The organism is Streptomyces sp. NPDC058877 (assembly GCF_042742855.1).
Taxonomy (GTDB): domain Bacteria; phylum Actinomycetota; class Actinomycetes; order Streptomycetales; family Streptomycetaceae; genus Streptomyces.
Map to the genome: position 1 here is coordinate 40,802 of NZ_JBHYMF010000011.1, position 18,121 is coordinate 58,922.

The window sequence follows — 18,121 nt, forward strand, 5'->3', positions numbered from 1 at the left end:
ACGGCCCCGGTCAGAAGAGGTGGTCGTAGGTGTTCCAGCCGCCACCGATGCGGGTGCGGGGAAGGAACGGTGCGGTGGGCTTTCCGGTGCCCCGGTAGAGCCAGAGCGTGCCGGTGCGGTCACGGGCGACGGCGTCGGCACGTCCGTCGTCGGTCAGGTCACCGGTGACCACCAGCTGGTCGTAGACCTGCCACCCGCCGCCGACCCGGACCCGGGGCGCGTACGGTGCCGCCGCCTTGCCCGTGCCCCTGTACAACCACAGGGCGCCGGCCTTGTCGCGGGCGAGGAGGTCGGCCCGGCCGTCGCCGGTGAGGTCGGCGCCCCCGGCCAGTCGGTCGTAGACCTGCCAGCCGCCACCGATGCGCACCCGGGCCTTGAAGCGGGCTCCGCTGGTCTGGGTGCCGGTGCCCTCGTAGAACCACAGGGTGCCGGCCTTGTCGCGGGCGACCAGGTCCATGAGCGCGTCACCGTTGAGGTCGCCCGCTCCGACGATCTGGTCGTAGACGTTCCAGCCTCCGCCGACCCGGACGCGGGGTGCGTATGCCGTTCGTGCCCCGGCGCCGAGCTGACGGTCGTAGTACCAGAGCGTCCCGGCCGCGTCACGGGCGACGAAGTCGCCCAGACCGCGGGTGATGTCAGAAGGAGTGACGGTGCCCCAGAAGAAGGGGCCCTCTTCATAGGGGGACAAGGAGGTGATGGCGGTGTAGGCCTGCCAGCCGTGGCCGGCCTCGTGGCGCGGGGCGAGAGGCCCGACGGCGTTGCCGGTGCCGCGGTACTCCCACAGCTTGCCGTTGGTGTCACGGGCGCGCAGGCCGTGCCAGGGCACGACGGGGCTGCCCTCGACGGAGAACGGGGCGGAGGTCTGCTTGACGTCGGACTCGTCCCAGACGGGACGGTCGTAGATGTCGTACCGGGTGTGGGCTTGGAACTTCTGCGTGTACTGGCCCGGGTCGCTGGTCAACTCGTAGCCGATGACGTGGTCTCCGGCTTCGAGCTCGCAGGCAAGATTGGGAACGGTGTCACCCGGCACGCGCGTGTTGTGTATTTCGCAGGCAGCGCCCGGGCCCACCGCCACGTTTCCGATGCGGATGGGCGGAGCGTCGGCGGACAAGTACCCTTCCGCACGCCTGAGGCGCAAGGTCAACTGGCCGGCATCGTTGGCGTGGACGCGCATCTGCTGGTGGACGACACCGCCGTCCGGAACGGTCGGCAGGTCGAAGTCGATGGTGTTCAGCAGCGCGTGTGCCCGGGACTTGACCGTGATCTTCCCGGTGCCGTGCCGACCGTCCGCCGGACGGGAGCCCGCGCTGCGGGCCTCCTGGACGGCGGCGTCCAGGTTGAGATCGCCACTGCCGGGAGCGTAGGCGAAGCCCCAGTACAGGGTGGCGTCGTCGGCATCGGCGGGGATGCTCACGTCAGGACGCGGGAAGAGCCTGCCCTTCTCGCAGACGAGGACCCCGACGTAACCGACCGCCTCCTGGCAGCCGTTGAGACGCACCTTGTAGTCAGGCGGCAGGCCGGCTCCCGCGCCTGCGGGGTCGGTCATCGGCTGGGTGCCGACCGCGACGACGACCCTGCTCACGTACGGCCAGGACTCGACGATCGGGAAGAGCTGGGGGAAGGAGCCGGGCGCCGCGACCTCGTCGTAGCCGGACAAGCGGACTTCGTCGGCGGCGCTGGCGGTGTGGGGGCTGAGGAGCGTCGCGGCGGTGAGGAGGCCGGCAGCCGCGCTGAGCGTGGCCGCGCGGCGAGTGATGCGTCTCATGAGTCCTTCACGGTGTGGGTGTCGACGGGCCCGAGGGTTGCTGTCGGCCGTCGTGCGGGATGGGTGTGCGGGAAGGAGCGGACCGGTGCGCCGAGCCTCCTGGGAGGCCTGGCACACCGGTCGGTTGGGGCGAGAGGAGCGACCCGATCAGAAGATTCCGCTGACGAGGGTGGCCCATCCGCCGGTACCTGCAAGACGGGGTGCCCCGTGTCCTGTGGGCGTGCCGGGATAGGTCAGGAGACACCCGGTGGGGCAGAGACGGCTGGTCCAGTTGCCTGCTGAGTCCATGTAATGGACAGGGGTGTTCGGGTCGGCGGGGGTAGTGGCCCAGAAGTCGCCGGCCTCCTCACCAGTGGTCGGAACGAACCGCTTGAAGTGATAAGTTTCGGCCTCATTGCCAGGACCGGGCGGAAGTTCGGGCAGGGGCTCCTTGATTTCCGTGACGTTCTGCACGGTTCCCTGAACGTTACCGGGGGAGGTCAGGTAGGGCCTCTGGTTCCAGCCACCGGTTCCGTAGACGCTGCGAGGAAGTAGCTTGTAGCCGCTTTCGGGGCACTTCTGCGCATCGTCGATGCAGCCGGGGTAGAGGTAGAGCTTGCCGTCGGCGGGGTCTCGGGCGACGAGGTCGGCGTAGGTGTCACCGTTGACGTCGTCGACGGCGAGGTTGGTGAGGTCGAGCCAGCCGCCGGTGCCCAGGGTAACCGGGTTTTCCCAGTCGAAGGGTTGCGTCTGATCCAGACCACCGCCACCAACCCCTCGACCGCTATAGAGAAGGAGCTGCGCGTTGGTGCATTTGCCCGCGCTGTCATAGAGGCATTCGACGGTGATGAGGTCGCTTCCAAGCTTGCCGTCGATGTCACCGGGGAGGAGCAGCTGGCGCAGACCGCTCCAGTCCGACCCCTGGGAAGGGTGAATGAGCTCCTTGCGGGTGTAGACCCACGGGGCTCCCACACCATTGCCGGGGTAGAGGTAGAGCTTGTTGTCCGGCAGCCGGACGAGGAAGTCCTCGTAGCCGTCGGCAGCAGCGTCCTTGTAGTTCATGCCCTTCAGATCACCGCGGTGGGCGATGAGGGCTCCGCTCCAGCCGCCGGTGCCGACGTTCTGTCGGGGTGCCGGGGTGCCGAGGGTGCCGTTGCCCCCGTAGAACCAGAGCTTGCCGTCGGGGTCGGTGGCGACGAAGTCGGCGAAGCCGTCGCCGTTGAGGTCGCCGGGCCGGTCGTGCCCGTAGCCCGTGCTGTCGATCGGCGAGGTGTCGGTCTCGTACACGAACTCCGGCGGCGTCGTGGTCAGGGTGACCTGGTCGTCACCGCCGGCGAGTACGGACCGGTTTCCGAAGGTGTCGTAGGCGACGACGTTCAGCGTGCTGACGGGGTGCGCGAACGGCGTGATCGTGGCGGTCGCGGTGTGGTTGGCGTCGGTGCCGGCGTCGACCCACGTGCCGTTGGGGCAGCGGGTGCTGCTCACGGTGGACAGGGGGTGGTCCATGGCCCAGCAGTAGCCGGCGATGTCACTGACGGGATTGGTGAACTTGAACTGGCGCGGTTCACGGGCCTTGTAGACGTCTTCGGTCTCGCCGGCCTTCGTGCCGTCCATGTCGTAGACGGTCACCGGCTTGTCGGGACCGATCCGGTCGACGCTGAAGGAGCAGGCGGAGGTGGAGGCGCTGGTCGTGTTCTCGTTGTCCTTGGCGTACACGGTCCAGGTGTAGGTGCCGTTGCTCAGCCCCTTGGCCGGTACCAGCACGCTGGCTTCGCCCGAGCCGGTCACGCTGTCGGAGTTGGGGGAGAAGGGGACGACGGTGCCGCTGGAGTTCTTGAGCGTGAAGTAGGCGGTGACCTTGCCGCCGTCCTGGTCCTTGATCTTCGCGGTCAGGGTGATGCCGCTGTTGCCGATGCGGCCACCGCAGGCGACCGGGTTGTTGCCGTCACCGGACTCGACGTAGTAGCCCTCGTAGGCGGCCTTGCTGGTGACGACGGGCTTGTAGTTGTAGTCGACCTCGAGGACGGGGTTGTTGCGGAACCGCTTGTAGGCCTTGGTGTTGCCCGCGTAGCCGGCCGGGGCTCGGAGGCCGAGGACGAGGGTGCCCCACTTGTTGCTGGCGGCCTGCTGGACGTACGTCTTCAGCGCTGCGCTCTCGAAGTCGTGTCCGACGTCACCGGGGCAGAAGGTGTCGTTGCCGCCGTAGAAGGAGTCGGAGTCCAGCTTGCTGCCCCAGGCCTGGGTGTTCCAGGTCGGGGTCGTGTTGATGCTGCCCGCTGACCACAGTTCGGTCGGGCCGACGGACGAGTCGCAGACGTAGGAGTGGGTCTGGATGACGGCGAACCTGGCGCTGTTGATCGTCGCGTTCTCGAGCCCGTTGGTGTTCATGGCGAAGAACGAAGCGGTATCGCCTGTTCCGTTGAATCCGACGCGCGGCTCGTCCGCGGGATTGGAGGAGTTCCAGCCCGAACCGTTCGGGTAGGCGGCGTTGGGCGTGGCCGAGTAGACCACTGCCCACTTCTCACGGCTGCCGTCCGCGAAGACCGGGTCGATGACGAGCGGGAACTGATCTGCGGAGGAGAGCAGCGCGGGGTCGGGTACGAGCGTGAGGGTGTCCTCGCCGATGGCCACGTCCACGGGCGCGCTGTCGGGCTGTGCGGGCTCTGCGGCCGGTGCGAGGGCCGCTGTCTTCGAGACGGCACCGGCTTGCTGCTCCTCGGCCGGGACCGCGGGCTGTTCCCACATCTTGGGGCTCGGAGCGCTGAAAACGGTCTCGCCGTTCTCGTCCTTGGCCAGGAGCAGGTTGTCGGAGGTCTCGGTCAGGGTGACGCCGTCGGTTTCCAGACCAAGTTCGATGCTCCGCAGTGCGGGGTTCGCGGCGGCTTCGGGCGTGTGGATGACGAGGTGCTGGGCGAGGCCGTCCACCTCGGCGGTGAGTTCGAGGTCGACTCCGGGCAGGACCGACGGGTACGTGGCCGTGTCGCCGTCCAGGACCGGGTCGGGTAGCGCGGTGGGCCAGGTCAGCGCGAGCTTCTTGCCCTTCTTGGTCATCGTCGCCAGCGGCTGGTCACCGCCGCCGGAGAACGAGATCGCGAAGACGGGCGCCGCCGGTGCGACCGATCCGTCGGACCGGCGCACGAGCTTGGCGTCGGCCCGGCGCCACATGCCGTCATAGCGCGTCCACTTCGGGATGCCGTAGGAGCGGCGGGTGGTCGAACCGTCGGGGTTGGCGAAGAACTCCAGGCTCTCCTGCCGGCGGTCGAGGATCTCGATGGGCTTGCCCGTCCTGGCCGCCTCGTCGAAGGCCGCTTCCTCGAACAGCGCGGACGGCGTCGCAGACGCCTTCACATCCGCCGTCGTGGTCGTGGTCGCGGTCTCCGGCGAGGCGGCGGGCAGGGCAACGGCCGCGGAGACCGGCAGGACCACGGTCGCGGCCATCGCCAGCGCCATGGCCCTGCGGCCGCGTCTGAGTCTGGGTCTGGTACTGCTCATGCAATGAAGCCTTTCCGGACAATGCGGATTCCCGCAACGCGCAAGAACTAATTCCCGTCCTTCCTGGCGGAGGACTCTAGCCCGAGGGTCTGACATTCCGGCAACGCACCCCCTCGGTGCGCCCACGAAAAAGACTTGCAAGAACCCCAGACCCCCTGGATGGAATCCCCTGCTCCATTTTCCAAGCATTCAGAAATGTAACTTTTGCGACCCTATGATCCACAAACCGCCTGATCACAACGTTGGGTTGACTTCCGCGAGATCCCGCATGCGGCAAGTCGACCAGACCTGACGAACTAAGGAAGCAAACGACTCCTTCCCTTGCCGGACCCGCACTCGACGTGCTGGAGTTCGCCGGTCTCAGATCTTTTAGGCGTAACCGGGGTGGGAATCTCAATGTCTTTTCAGAATGGCTTCGCCATGCCCTTTTACGGGCGTACACGAAGAACAAGACAAGCACGGGCAGGGATCGTCGGAGCCCTGTCGGTGGCTCTCGGCGTCTCCCTGCTCTCCGCGCCCGCGTGGGCCATGCCTGCCGAGGTTCCAGGTGCTCCCCCCGTCCCGAAGACCAAGTCGGTCGACGGGACCGACTTCGTCCCGAAGGGCCTGAAGAGGAGGCCCAAGCCCGGCCCCGCCTGGCAGGCACCGCACGTCACCTGGCCCACGGCAGCCACCCAGCAGCTCGACCTCCAGTCGGGCACCACGGATTCCGCAACGGTCGGCGGACTGCCCGTACGTCTCACCGCGCTTCCTTCCCGCGCGAAGAAGGGCACCAGCAGCTCCCCCCGCGCCGCGGTCACGGTCAAGGACCACGCCACCGCCCGGCGAGCCGGCGTCGACGGCCTGCTGATGACGCTCGCCCCCACTGACGTCGCCGCCGCGGGCGTGCCGGTCGAGATCGAGGTCGACTACGGCACCGTCCGCGGCGCCTACGGTGCGGGCTGGTCCTCGCGCCTTCGTCTGGTGAGCCTGCCTGCCTGTGTGCTGACGACCCCCGAAAAGGCGGAGTGCCGTCAGCAGACCCCGCTGGCGACCGAGAACAACACCCGCACCCACACCCTCGGCACCACTCTCACCACCAACGCGCCCGCCGGACCGCTGAAGGCGGAGACAGGACAGACCGCGAAGACGGCACCGTCGCTGTCCAGCCTCGCGATGAACACCGCCGGAGCAACCGTTCTGGCAGCCACGGCCGGTACCAGTGGCAGCGACGGCTCGTTCGAAGCGACCTCGCTCGCCCCCTCCGGATCGTGGTCGGCAGGCGGGAACTCCGGTGGCTTCGGCTGGTCCGTCCCCATCAACGTCCCCGCAGCGCCCGGCGGACTGGCCCCGAACGTCACGCTGTCCTACAACTCCTCCTCCGTGGACGGCCGTACCGCATCGACGAACAACCAGGCGTCCTGGATCGGTGAGGGCTGGGAGTACTCGCCGGGCTTCATCGAGCGCCGTTACGCCTCCTGCGAGAACGACAAGCAGGGCGGCAACAACACCGCCAAGACCGGCGACCTGTGCTGGAAGTCGGAGAACGCCACCCTCTCCCTGAACGGCTCGTCCAACGAGCTGGTCTGGGACTCCACGAAGAAGACGTGGAAGCTCCAGAGCGACGACGGTTCCCGCGTCGAGCGGATCTACGACACCGATCCGAACAACTCGGGTGACGCGGACTCGGAGTACTGGAAGGTCACCACGCTCGACGGCACCCAGTACTGGTTCGGCAAGAACCGCCTGCCCGGCTGGGCCAGCGGCAAGACCGAGACCAACTCCGTCTTCTCCGTCCCCGTCTACGGCAACCACAGCGGCGAGCCGGGGCACGCCACCGACTACGCGTCCTCCGCCGAGCAGCAGGGCTGGCGCTGGAACCTCGACTACGTCGTCGACCCCCACGGCAACGCCATGGCCCTCTACTACACCAAGGAACAGGGCTACTACGCGCAGAACAAGAAGATCGACGCGCCCAAGCCCTACATCCGCGGTGGCTACCTCAACCGCATCGACTACGGTCTGCGCGCGGGCGCCGTCTACACCACCACCAACCCGGCCGGCCGCGTCACCTTCACCACCGCCAACCGCTGCACCGCCGCGGACTGCGCCTTCACCGAGGCCAACGCCACGAACTGGCCCGACACCCCGGTCGACCTGAACTGCACCTCGGGCACCGAGTGCCTCCAGGCGTCCCCGTCGTTCTGGTCGAAACGGCGCCTGACCTCCATCAGCACCTCGGCCCTGGTCGGCACCGCCATGGAAGCGGTCGACACCTGGACTCTCGCCCAGTCCTTCCCCGCGACCGGTGACACCTCCACCCCGGCGATGTGGCTCGACTCGGTCCAGCGCACCGGCAAGGCCGGCCCCGCTGCCGACATCACCCTGAACAAGGTCGTCTTCGAGGGCGAGCTCATGCCCAACCGAGTGGACGCCGCCGAAGGCCGCCCCGCCCTCAACCGCAAGCGCATCACCAAGATCACCAACGAGACCGGCGGTCAGACCCTCGTCACCTACACCGCCAAGGAGTGCACTTCGACGGCGCTGCCCACCGCCCCGGACACCAACACCAAGCGTTGCTACCCCTCGTGGTGGACCCCGGACGGCGCGGTCGATCCGGTCGAGGACTGGTTCCACAAGTACCTGGTCACCCGGATCGACGAGAACGACACCACCGCCGGTAGCGGCTCCCCCTCGAAGGTCACGACCTACGAGTACGCCGACGGCCCTCACTGGCGCCGTGACACCGGGGAGTTCACCCTCGACAAGCACCGCACCTGGAACGTCTTCCGTGGCTACGGGACCGTCCGCACCTACAGCGGCGACGACTCCGACCGGGTGAAGACCGAGAAGACCTACTACCTCGGGATGGCGGGCGACACCCTCGCCGACGGCAGCACGCGTCCGGTCGCCGCCATCAACGGCATCACCGACCGCGAGGACCACTCCGGCCGCGTCGCCACCTCCAGCGCCTACGACAGTGCGGGCGCCGGCGGAAAGATCGTCAACAGGACCACGTACATCCCTTGGGAGTCGGGGGAAACGGCCACCCAGCCGGTCAAGGGCGTCACCGACCCCGACAAGCCGGGCACCCCGGCCCCCACCCTCCCCGCCAGGACCGCACGGCTGTCCGGCACCGCAACCGAGAAGAGCAGCACCCTCCTCGACGACGGCACCTCCTGGCGCACCCTCACCACCACCCGCACCTACGACACCACCTACGGCCTGCTCACCAGGCAGGCCGACGACGGTGCCGGCACGGTCGAGTCCCTCTGCGCCCTGACCAGTTACGTCGCGCCGGACACCGACAACTGGCTGATCTCCTATCCCCGCGAGGTCATCACCACGGACAACGGCGCCTGTCTGACCCGCCCGGGCGAAGTCACGGGGCACGCCCGCACCTACTACGACGGCAAGGCGCTCGGCGTCGCACCGGACACGGGCCTGGCCAACGCCTCCAAGACCGAACAGCTCGCCCGCTACGACGACGGCACCACTCCCGTATGGGAGACGGTCTCCCAGGCCACCCACGACCAGTACGGACGCGTCCTGACCGCCAAGGGCCAGGACGGCCAGCCGGTCACCACCGCCTACACCCCGGCCACCGGTGCCCAGCCGACCAAGGTGGAGATCACCAACGTCAAGGGCCACTCCACCTCCACCACCTTCGACGGCATGCGCGGCCTGGCCCTGGCCACCACCGACGCCAACGGCCGCACCTCCCACAGCGACTACGACGCCCTGGGCCGTCTGACCAAGGGCTGGAGCACCGGCCGGGCCAAGACGCTGCAGCCCAACGTCACCTTCACCTACAACCTCTCCGCAACCGTCCCGTCCACCGTCATCGCCAAGAAGCTGTACGAAGACGGACTGTGGGGCACCAGCGTCACCTTCTACGACTCCCTCCTGCGCTCACGGCAGTCCCAGTCCGACTCGATCGGCGTGAACGGACGTGTCGTCTCCGACACCTTCTACGACAGCCACGGTCGCGCCCACCTCACCAACGCGCCCTACTACAACAGCAGCGCCGTCTCCACGTCCGCGATGCTGGTCGCCGCGCCGAACCAGGTTCCGCAGTCCTTCCAGACGACGTACGACAGTCGTGGCCGCGTCACCGAGAGCATCCAGCTCTCCCTGAACGTGCCGCAGTGGAAGACGACGAACACCTACGGCGACTACTGGACGGCCACCGTCCCGCCTCAGGGCGGTACCGCCACCCTGAGCCTCGTCGACGTCCGCGGCCGCATCGTCGAAGAGCGCCAGTACAAGGACGGCACCCCCGTCCCGAACGCCGCTGCGACCCAGTACGAGAAGACCACCCGTACCTACAACGACGCCGGACTCCTGGCCTCGCTCACCGACGCCTCCGGCCGCAACACCTGGCGCTACACCTATGACCTGCGCGGACGGGAACTGAGTACGGCCGATCCCGACAAGGGCCAGACGACCACCCACTACGACGCCTACGGGCGCGTGGACACCGTCACCGGCGAGCGCGGCACCCTGGCCACCACCTACGACGAGCTCGGCCGCAAGACCACCCTCCGCACCGGATCCACCACGGGCACCAAGCTCGCCGAGTGGACCTATGACACCGCCACCGGCGGCAAGGGGCTGCCGCGCAAGTCCATCCGCTACGACACGGGCAACGCCGGCGCCGCCTACACCACCGAGATCACCGGCTACGACTCCACCGGACGGCCCACGGGCACCAAGGTGACGGTTCCGAGCGTCACCGGCGAAGAACTCCTCGCCGGCACCTACACCGTGGCCACCACCGCGACACCGGTCAGCAACCTGCCCAAGACCGCCGTCTACAGCACCACCAACACCAACGCCACCACGGCCCTGCCCGCCGAGACCGTCACCAACCGCTACGGCTCGAACGACACCCTGGCCATCGTCGACAGCTCGCTCAACCAGGCCTACCTGCGCGGCGCCGGCTACACGCCCTTCGGCGAACTCGCCCAGGCCCAGCTCGGCAACCTCGGCAAGCTGATCACCCAGACCCTCACCTACGAGACGTCCACCCGTCGCCTGGTCAAGAACCAGATCAACCGCGAGGCCACCGGCCCCACGACCCTCTCCCACATCACTTACGGCTACGACCCGGCCGGCAACATCACCTCCATCCGGGACGCCCAGAACGACGGCACCGTCACCGACGACCAGTGCTTCACCTACGACTGGGCACGCCGCCTCACCGACGCCTGGACCTCCGGCGACGCCTGCGCCACCAAGTCCGTCAACGGCGTCGGCAGCCCCGACCTCGGCACGGTCGACCCGTACCGGACCTCCTGGACGTTCACCGACACCGGCCAGCGCAAGACCGAGACCCAGTACGCGGCCGGATCGATCACCGCGGACACCACCCGCACCTACGCCTACCCCACCACCGCCGGCACGCCCCAGGCCCACGCCGTCCGCTCCGTCACCGCCACCGGCGGCGCCACCGGAACGGACACCTACGCCTACGACACCACCGGCAACCTCACCAAGAAGACCCCTGCCAGCGGCCCGGTCCAAGACCTGACCTGGACCGAAGAGGGCAAGCTCAGGACCTCGACCGTCTCCGGCCAGACCACGTCGTTCCTCTACGACGCCGAAGGCACCCGCATCATCAAGCGCGACCCGGCCAAGACCACCCTCTACCTCCCCGGCGGCCAGGAGCTCGAACTCACCCGCAAGGCCGGCACCACCCCCGCGGCCCTCACCAACGGCACCCGCTACTACGGCGTGCCCGGCGGCTCGGCGATCCGCACCAGCAGCAACAAGAGGGTCGGATTCCTGGTGTCCGACCACCACAACACCAACACCCTCTCCATCTCCGCCAGCAGCCTCGCCACCAACCGCCGCAAGACCCTCCCCTACGGCGGGCAGCGCGGGGCCGCGCCTTACTTCTGGCCCGGCACCAAGGGCTTCGTCGGCGGCGACATCGACACCACCACCGACCTCACCCACATCGGTGCTCGCGAATACGACACCAACCTCGGCCAATTCATCAGCGTCGACCCGGTCCTAGCGGTTGACAGCCCCCAGTCCCTCAACGGCTACAGCTACGCCAACAACAACCCCGTCACCACCAGCGACCCGACCGGCATGTGCGCGGAGGTCGACTGCCCCTCACACGGCGTCACCCCCGTCAAGAACACTTCCCCCATCAAGCAGAAGCCGAACAACGGAACCAACGTCCATACAGACCAAACCCTCGAGACCACTGAAACCCCCACGCCAACTCCTGGCCCCACACCTACACCTCCACCAGGCCCCTGCTTCTGCGAGGGTAAAAAGGGACCTGACGTCTTCCTTGAAAGAAATCCGTTCCACGCAGAAAATAACGCGAACGGCTCCAACGACTTGGCCTACTGGCTCTGGCGGATCTTCGGGAATGCAGAGTGCGAGCGAGGCGCGCAGCAGGTGATCTGCTATGAGGGCTCACCTGGCTTCGATCAGCCAATGACTGTGGGAGACGTCCTCTTCTGGCCGTCGAACAAGAAGAACCTGCAGGACAGACTGGACGATGAAGCGGCTCGACGCATCGAGATCACCGCTCTGACCGGCCACAAGTCGGTGGCCGAGAAGTTCGGTCCCGACATCCTCAAGCACGAAGCCGTGCATTCGAATCAGTGGGCGCGATACGACCACGCGTCCAAGTACATCAGCGATTACACGAGAGAATCTGCGGAATCGAAATGGAAATGGAACGAGCCAGCCATCGCGAACAGCTTCGAGGACGAGGCGAACCTGTGGTGGGGCGGATACCTCTGGTGGGCCCCCGACGCTATCGGCCCGACATCGTGAGAAGGGCTACCCGGCATCGTTACCGGCTCGGCGCGATCGCACTCGTGGCTCTGATGACCGGCGGAGTCGCTTCCTGTTCACCGGGTCCGAAGAGCATCCTTGCGGTAGAGACGGTGGACGGTTCGACCGCCCAGCTGCTGACCATGACCTGCTCCGAGTTCACCGCGGACCATTTCGGGGTGTACCAGGACGACGGACCCGACGACGATCTGCGTAAGTGGGCGGTCAGTCGCTCCTTCACGGGCCCTCGGGTGGACTCCGTCCAGGTGTTCAAGCAGCCGGACGGGTGGAAGACATACAGCTCGAAGCTGACCGGGTTCGAGAAGGGTTCCACCTATGTGGCATCGGTGGATGGAGGTATAGATGGCAGGGCAGTTTCAGGAGAGCTCAGCTTCGGGGCGGATCAATTGAGGGGCCTGGTGGCGGGAGATGTGCTGGCGAGCGATGGTGACGGTAACACCGTGACCATGGGCCGCGACGACTTCCTGAAGGCTGCCGACGAGCGTTGCCGGGAGCTGGCGCGCTGAGTTGGGCGGTTCATGAGCCTCTGGCTGAATCTGCTGCCGCCTGAGCACGTGGCGGCGGGGCGGGGTCCGCTCACGTCTGGTGAATCTGCTGCTGGGCGGACCTGGAGGGAGTGAACCCTACGGGGTGAGCGCATCGGCTGGTCAGCCATCTCCCTGGTGGGACTCCTCAAGGCCTTAGCCCGCGCGTTTCACTTGGGTCTGCACTGGCCGAACTCGTGGTCACCCCCGTCCGGGAAAAGGTTGACCAGCACGGTCGTCGCTGGGTCGAGTCCCTGGTCTTCGAGAAGGCTCCTGAGCCGCCTCCAGAGATCGAACGCGCTCGTGCGCAGGAGGTACGTGTTCTGAACATATGCAGCCTGGGACATAGAAACCGAACTTGTGTCATCAGCATCGAACCCGCCAGTCCTTGCAGAGATGGATATCCCAAAAGAAACGATGACTTAGTAGTACTTCGTTGAGTCTGAGGTGGTTGGGTGTGTGCTGCCTGGCGCGTGGTGAGTAACTCGCGGTAGCAGGTGGACCATGCACTGGAAGACACCTCTGAACGCCTTCCAGATCGCCTTCGAGGGACGACTGACCCCGAGCAACAGCTGTCCACTCAACCACCAAGATCAGCCGTTAATTTGACACACCCGCCTTCGACAACAGGGGCGAAGACGTACCGATGTGGTGCGGCGAATCTCGGCCGGGAAGTTCGTTTCTTCGTGCCCTCGGGTGCGTCCGCCATAGGTGAAGTCCCTTGAGGGCGGGAGAAGCTCCCCCATAGGCTCGGCAGTTCAGGGCCGGGCACGGGAAGACGGGGTGGGGGAATGGGCAGGACCAGTGCGTGGGGCCGGTTTCACGAGTGGCCGTTGCGGGAGCGCCTCTTCGTGGCCCTGGTGGCCTACACCACGGTGTTCCTGCTGCTGTTGCTCTTCCTTCCCCTGCGCCATGCGGCAGTCATCTGCGCACCGTTCTCCGGGTTCTTCGTCCTGCTCGTGGGCCGAGGCCCCGGCAGGCAGTGACCCCCGTTCCGCGGAGGAGGGGGCGGGCCGGGAGAGGTGGTGCGGGGGCCATCGGCGCGTACGCGTGCGGGCGGCGAGCGGCTACAGGAGGGCCTGGTACTCCGGTGACGGCTCGGCCAGTTCGGGGTGCTCCACCATGTAGCGGTCGCCGTAGACGATCTGCATCGCCCAGTGCCACGCCTCGTCGTGGAAGACCAGCCCGCGGAAGGGCTTGTCAGCCGGCTCGTACGGGTAGAACTCCATGGCGTCCTGCATGGCCGCCGCCGGCGTCATCCCGCCGTGGTGCTGCATGACCCATGCGTAGGCCCGCCGCTCGGACTGCAGGTAATCGACGTACTCGGCTTCGCTCCATGTCACGCCCCCACCGTAGATCAGCCCCCACGAGGGGATGACCGGCCGGGTGCGCCGCGCGGCCGTCGCCGCGGCGGGGGCGGCCCTCACCACACCAGCCCCACCGCGAGCGCCGCAATGAGGACGCCCGAGGCGAGGGCGGTGGCGAGGCGGGCGCGGGGGCCCGTGAGGGCCTTGCCGAGGAGGGTGCCGCCGCCGGCGAGGAGCAGTTGCCAGCTCGCGGAGGCGGCGAAGGCCGCGAGGACGAAGGCGGCGGCTTCGACGGCACCCGTGGTCGGGTGTCCGCCGAGGACGAGGGCGGTGAAGTAGAGGACCGTCAGGGGGTTGAGGACGGTGATCCCCAGGAAGGTCAGGAAGGCGCGTCGGGGCGCGGCCGGGAGCTCCGGGCCGGTGGCCGCCCCGCTCCGGTGGGCCCGTACGGCCTGGTGGGTGGAGCGCGCGGCCAGGGCGAGGAGGACGAGGGCGGAGGCCCAGCGCAGGGGCGTCGTCACCGGCGCGAGGAGGGGGACGAGGGCGGCGCCGCCGAGCACCGCGAGGAGGGCGTACAGCCCGTCGGCGGCGGCGATGCCCAGGGCCGCGCCCGCCCCGGTGCGCCACGGGGAGCGGGCCGCGACCGCCACCAGGTGGGCGCCGACCGCGCCGACCGGGATCGCGATGCCGTAGCCGGCGAGCAGGCCGGCCACCGCCGCGGCGGTCATGCGACGGCGGGGATCGCGCCTCCGGGGCAGCCGGGCCGCTGCTGTCGGCGGTAGTCCGCGCCGTCCTTCGTGCGGGTGAGGAAGCCGCCGATCACGAGGTACCGGCGCAGCGCCGGGAAGTCGTCGTGCACGGTGCTCAGGGCCTCGTTGACCTCGGACTCGCGGTAGGCGCGGTCGGCGTCGAAGAGGGTGGCCGCGAGGTGCGCGAGGAGGGCCTCGCGGCGGGCGGGCTTCCGGGGGATCGTCGTGAGGCGCCCGTCGGCGGAGAACAGCTCCGTGACGGGGCGGGCGGCGGTACGGCTGGTCATGGCCGTGAAGCCTGGCTCCCGCCGCCCCCGGGCCGCAAGGGGTTTTCCCGGGTCAGGGCCGCACGATGATGTTCACGGCCTGCTGCACGTTCGGGATGACCGGCGGGAATCCGGACCGTTCGAGGATCGGCCGGGCCTTCTCCATGAAGGCCAGGAAGTGCTCCTCCGAGGCGAAGAAGTCGACCATCCGCCATCCGCCGCTGCCGTCCGGCCCGGCGGCGTGGGCGAAGAACCCCTCGGGCGGAAACCATTCGGCGTCCTGGATCTGCCGGGTGGTCTCCTCGTACTGCTCCTGGGTCCCGCCGGGGATCTCGACGGTGACGATGACGGCCATGGTCCTTCTCCTGGGGGTGCGGGGGCTCCGGCCCCCAGCAGAGCAGCCGGTCTCCGCAGCCGCACGGCGGCGGCCCCCGAACGGGCGAGCCGACCGGGGCACCGGCAGGTCCCGGAGTCCACCGCCCTCCGCAGCGGCGCGACCGTCGTGCGGGCAGCCGTCGCCTGCCGCACCGCAGTGCGCCGGCGCGGCCTCGCCTTCCTCCGCGGGGCCCCCGCCGGTGGGTGGGGGCCGGAGGGCCGGTGGGGCCGCGGGTCAGATCCGCTGCGTCCGCAGGAAGGCGGTGAAGGCGGCCCAGGCGGCCGGGGTGGCGGTCAGTTCGCCCCGGGCGCGGTCCTTGGTGTCGCGGACGCGGACGCGGGCGAGGTCGTCGGCGACTTCGACGCAGGCGTCGTTGTCGGCGCCGCTGTAGGCGCTCTTGTGCCAGTTCGGAGAGGTCTCAGTCATCGTGTTCCTTCGCGATAGCACGCATCAGTTCCGTGGAGGCCCGGACGCCCAACGCACCCTGCTGCAACAGATCATAGACACGCTGAAATCGCATCACCTCTGCTGGTTCCTCGGTGTAGTTGCCCGTGCTGAAGCCCTCGGTGTACGCGCCGCGCTCCCCCCGCGGAAGGGTGAGGAGGGCGACGGAGCCCGGTACCGGGGTCCCCTTCAGGGGAAGCACCTGGATGTTCACGTTGGGGCGCTCGCCCATGGTGAGCAGGTGCTCGATCTGCTCCCGCATCACCGGGGCGCCACCGAGGTCGCGGCGGAGCGACGCCTCGTCGAGCACGATCATCATCCAGGGCGGGTCCGACTGGTCGAGCACGGCCTGCCGCTCCAGTCGGCGGTCCACGAAGCCGGAGATCTGCGTCGGATCGCCCGCGAGGCCCGCCTCCATCACGGCGCGGGCGTATCCGGCGGTCTGGAGCAGGCCCGGCACGACGATGGAGAACTCGTGTATGGCCGTGGCTTCGAGCTGTCGCCGCATGTAGGTCTTCGCGTAGTCCCGCACGTTCTGGTCGGTCAGGATCTTCACGAGGTGGACCAGGGCGCCGGGCGGTAAGCGCAGCACGATCTCCAGCTTCTTCGCGAGGTCCCGGTCCGGGGGGTCCTCGCCGCGCTCGATCTCGGAGATCCGGCTGCCGCTGCTGAAGACCTTCGCGGCCAGGTGGGCCTGCGTCCAGTCGCGCCCGAGGGCGAGTCGTGCCTCGCGGACCATGTTCCCGAGGTACTGCTCGACGCTGTCTCCGGGGTCCAGTTCCTTCGCTCCTGGCATATGCCTCGTTCCTCACCTGCGCCATGGAACTCAACTCCTGGTGAGCGTAGGTGTGGTGGCGGCATCGTGGAGGCGTTCCGGAGGAGAACCACCAGAAGGAGAGCCCCCATGCACGCGTCGACGAACGCTCCCCCGATCCGCCCCGTCTCCGAGCGCGAGGCCGCGCAGGTGTACGTGGACCTCAAGGCCGCGATGGACGGGGCGGGGCTCCCCACGGACGGGCTCTACCGGGACGTGACCCGCGGGCCGGGCGGCGACGTGCACCGGTACGGGCTCGGTGTCGTCACCGTCGCCGGCGCCAAGCGCCTCACCGCGCTGCTGCGTGCCACCCGGTCGACCGGGTGAGGTACCGGGTCGGCGACGTCGTGACCGACGCGCAACGGGCGCTCACCGGCCGGGTGTGGGACGTCCGCGGGGACGCGCTGGTGCTGGTCCGGCCCAGCGGTTACCTGTGGGAGGCGGAGGCCGCGCAGTGCTGGACGGCCAGCCCGGCGGAGCGCGCCGGGCTGACCCCGAGCGGAGCCGTGCGCGTCATCAGCACCTCGCCGTCGCCGGTGCGTCGCTCTTCCTGACCGCCGTGGCCGTGGGCGCGCTCGGTGCCGCCCTGTGCCTCCGCGTTCCGTAGGGGAACCGTCCGACACGTGCCGCGGGGCGACGACCGTCGGCGGCCACGGCCGGGTCCTCCGGAGGGGTCAGGCCGTGGGGCCCGGCGTGCGGGGGGTGATCCCGCGCCGGTCGGCGAGCCGGACGACCACCAGGCAGAACAGCGGCGCGAAGACCAGCTCGGTCGCCAGGGCCTCCCAGGGCGCGTCCGCGGCGGTGCCGTCATCGGCCAACTCCCCGAAGACCGCGGAGAGCGAGAACGCGATCAGGTTGTTCACCGTGTGAATGGCGATGACCGCCTCCAGGCCGCCCGTGCGGATGGTGAGCCAGCCCCACCAGGCCGCCGAGTAGCACAGCAGCAGGAAGCCCGACAGCTGTCCGAAGCCGTGGGCGAGGGCGAACAGCACCGAGGCCACGGCCACCCCGGGCCAGGGCGAGCGGAGGAACCCGCCGAACAGCTGGACCAGCCAGCCACGGAAGACGAACTCCTCGGCGGCCGCCTGGAACGGCACGAGCGCCCACAACACGACCAGACTCAAAAGGAGTTCGGGCCAGCCGGGGACCTCTCCGCCCACGACCTCGGAACCGTCCTGGAACAGGCTCCACACGGACAGCACCAGGTTCTGGAGGACGAGCACGCCCAGGGCCAGACCGAAGCACCATCCCAGCCATCCCCACCGCAGCCGCCCGACGACCGACACGAGGGTGCCGACGGGCCGCTTCCCGCACACGCGGACGGCGATCAGCACGGCCGGGATCCACGAGGCGAGGGACACCAGCAGAACGGCGTTGTCGAACAGAGGATCGGCGAAGAAGCTGTCGCTGCCGTCCGGAGCCCACTCCAGCCCCAGGACCGCACTGACGATGACGGCGCCGAAGAACACGAGGAGCAGCCCGGCCAACATCAGCGCAGCGGCGAGGAAGAACTCCCCGGTCCGGGCTCCACCGCCCTGCCGCCCGTTGCGCCCCTGCTCGTGGTAGGCGGACCCCGGTGGCGCGGCCACCGGTCCGGGCGCCGG

14 protein-coding genes are annotated in these 18,121 nt (G+C 68.7%); 5 read left to right on the plus strand and 9 right to left on the minus strand.

Features of this window, described 5'->3' with window-relative positions; genetic code table 11:
• Window positions 1-10: 10 nt before the first annotated feature.
• Both ACFW2Y_RS04740 and ACFW2Y_RS04745 read right to left on the minus strand, forming a co-directional pair.
• Entirely contained in the window at window positions 11-1,765 is a 1,755-nt protein-coding gene (locus ACFW2Y_RS04740) for an FG-GAP repeat domain-containing protein (protein WP_384873533.1), read from the minus strand.
• Between the two features lie 147 nt (window positions 1,766-1,912).
• On the minus strand, window positions 1,913-5,236 hold the full coding sequence (locus tag ACFW2Y_RS04745; RefSeq protein ID WP_384873535.1) for an FG-GAP repeat domain-containing protein: 3,324 nt from the start codon (window positions 5,234-5,236) through the stop codon (window positions 1,913-1,915).
• Between the two features lie 486 nt (window positions 5,237-5,722).
• Between ACFW2Y_RS04745 and ACFW2Y_RS04750 the strand changes: the two genes are divergently transcribed.
• From ACFW2Y_RS04750 to ACFW2Y_RS04760, 3 genes are all read left to right on the plus strand, one after another.
• Entirely contained in the window at window positions 5,723-12,016 is a 6,294-nt protein-coding gene (locus ACFW2Y_RS04750; protein ID WP_384873538.1) for an RHS repeat-associated core domain-containing protein, read from the plus strand.
• 44 nt (window positions 12,017-12,060) lie between these two features.
• Complete coding sequence (locus tag ACFW2Y_RS04755; RefSeq protein WP_384873541.1) at window positions 12,061-12,543, plus strand: hypothetical protein; 483 nt, start codon at window positions 12,061-12,063, stop codon at window positions 12,541-12,543.
• Window positions 12,544-13,352: 809 nt separating this feature from the next.
• On the plus strand, window positions 13,353-13,547 hold the full coding sequence (locus ACFW2Y_RS04760; RefSeq protein WP_384873544.1) for a hypothetical protein: 195 nt from the start codon (window positions 13,353-13,355) through the stop codon (window positions 13,545-13,547).
• Between the two features lie 81 nt (window positions 13,548-13,628).
• Here the strand turns inward: ACFW2Y_RS04760 and ACFW2Y_RS04765 are convergent, their stop codons facing one another.
• From ACFW2Y_RS04765 to ACFW2Y_RS04790, 6 genes are all read right to left on the minus strand, one after another.
• Complete coding sequence (locus ACFW2Y_RS04765) at window positions 13,629-13,904, minus strand: hypothetical protein (RefSeq protein ID WP_384873547.1); 276 nt, start codon at window positions 13,902-13,904, stop codon at window positions 13,629-13,631.
• A gap of 80 nt (window positions 13,905-13,984) precedes the next feature.
• The gene (locus ACFW2Y_RS04770; protein WP_384873550.1) at window positions 13,985-14,596 is read right to left on the minus strand and encodes a LysE family transporter; all 612 of its coding nucleotides are present in this window, start codon (window positions 14,594-14,596) and stop codon (window positions 13,985-13,987) included.
• Window positions 14,593-14,904, minus strand: coding sequence for a DUF2087 domain-containing protein (locus tag ACFW2Y_RS04775; RefSeq protein WP_384873552.1), 312 nt, complete (start codon window positions 14,902-14,904; stop codon window positions 14,593-14,595). The genes ACFW2Y_RS04770 and ACFW2Y_RS04775 overlap by 4 nt, the downstream gene beginning before the upstream one ends.
• 52 nt (window positions 14,905-14,956) lie before the next feature.
• Window positions 14,957-15,238 (minus strand): hypothetical protein, encoded by a 282-nt coding sequence (locus ACFW2Y_RS04780; protein ID WP_384873555.1) that lies wholly within the window; start codon window positions 15,236-15,238, stop codon window positions 14,957-14,959.
• 255 nt (window positions 15,239-15,493) lie between these two features.
• Complete coding sequence (locus tag ACFW2Y_RS04785) at window positions 15,494-15,685, minus strand: DUF397 domain-containing protein (RefSeq protein WP_384873558.1); 192 nt, start codon at window positions 15,683-15,685, stop codon at window positions 15,494-15,496.
• Window positions 15,678-16,499: a Scr1 family TA system antitoxin-like transcriptional regulator gene (locus ACFW2Y_RS04790; protein ID WP_384873561.1), complete on the minus strand. Its 822-nt coding sequence runs from the start codon at window positions 16,497-16,499 to the stop codon at window positions 15,678-15,680. The genes ACFW2Y_RS04785 and ACFW2Y_RS04790 overlap by 8 nt, the downstream gene beginning before the upstream one ends.
• Window positions 16,500-16,607: 108 nt before the next feature.
• On the opposite strand from ACFW2Y_RS04790, the gene ACFW2Y_RS04795 reads away from it, so the two are divergent.
• Together ACFW2Y_RS04795 and ACFW2Y_RS04800 are read left to right on the plus strand one after the other, a co-directional pair.
• Complete coding sequence (locus ACFW2Y_RS04795; protein ID WP_384873564.1) at window positions 16,608-16,844, plus strand: hypothetical protein; 237 nt, start codon at window positions 16,608-16,610, stop codon at window positions 16,842-16,844.
• A gap of 20 nt (window positions 16,845-16,864) precedes the next feature.
• The gene (locus ACFW2Y_RS04800) at window positions 16,865-17,071 is read left to right on the plus strand and encodes a hypothetical protein (protein ID WP_384873566.1); all 207 of its coding nucleotides are present in this window, start codon (window positions 16,865-16,867) and stop codon (window positions 17,069-17,071) included.
• Window positions 17,072-17,191: 120 nt separating this feature from the next.
• On the opposite strand, the gene ACFW2Y_RS04805 is transcribed toward ACFW2Y_RS04800, so the two are convergent.
• On the minus strand, window positions 17,192-18,106 hold the full coding sequence (locus ACFW2Y_RS04805; RefSeq protein WP_384873569.1) for a CPBP family intramembrane glutamic endopeptidase: 915 nt from the start codon (window positions 18,104-18,106) through the stop codon (window positions 17,192-17,194).
• Between the last annotated feature and the right edge of the window lie 15 nt (window positions 18,107-18,121).

Bases quoted from the DNA above. Each gene is read 5' to 3' on its own strand.
- ACFW2Y_RS04775 (WP_384873552.1), bottom strand. From the start codon at position 14,904: ATGACCAGCCGTACCGCCGCCCGCCCCGTCACGGAGCTGTTCTCCGCC.
- ACFW2Y_RS04760 (WP_384873544.1), top strand. From the start codon at position 13,353: ATGGGCAGGACCAGTGCGTGGGGCCGGTTTCACGAGTGGCCGTTGCGG.
- ACFW2Y_RS04740 (WP_384873533.1), bottom strand. From the start codon at position 1,765: ATGAGACGCATCACTCGCCGCGCGGCCACGCTCAGCGCGGCTGCCGGC.
- ACFW2Y_RS04790 (WP_384873561.1), bottom strand. From the start codon at position 16,499: ATGCCAGGAGCGAAGGAACTGGACCCCGGAGACAGCGTCGAGCAGTAC.
- ACFW2Y_RS04795 (WP_384873564.1), top strand. From the start codon at position 16,608: ATGCACGCGTCGACGAACGCTCCCCCGATCCGCCCCGTCTCCGAGCGC.
- ACFW2Y_RS04745 (WP_384873535.1), bottom strand. From the start codon at position 5,236: ATGAGCAGTACCAGACCCAGACTCAGACGCGGCCGCAGGGCCATGGCG.
- ACFW2Y_RS04785 (WP_384873558.1), bottom strand. From the start codon at position 15,685: ATGACTGAGACCTCTCCGAACTGGCACAAGAGCGCCTACAGCGGCGCC.
- ACFW2Y_RS04770 (WP_384873550.1), bottom strand. From the start codon at position 14,596: ATGACCGCCGCGGCGGTGGCCGGCCTGCTCGCCGGCTACGGCATCGCG.
- ACFW2Y_RS04780 (WP_384873555.1), bottom strand. From the start codon at position 15,238: ATGGCCGTCATCGTCACCGTCGAGATCCCCGGCGGGACCCAGGAGCAG.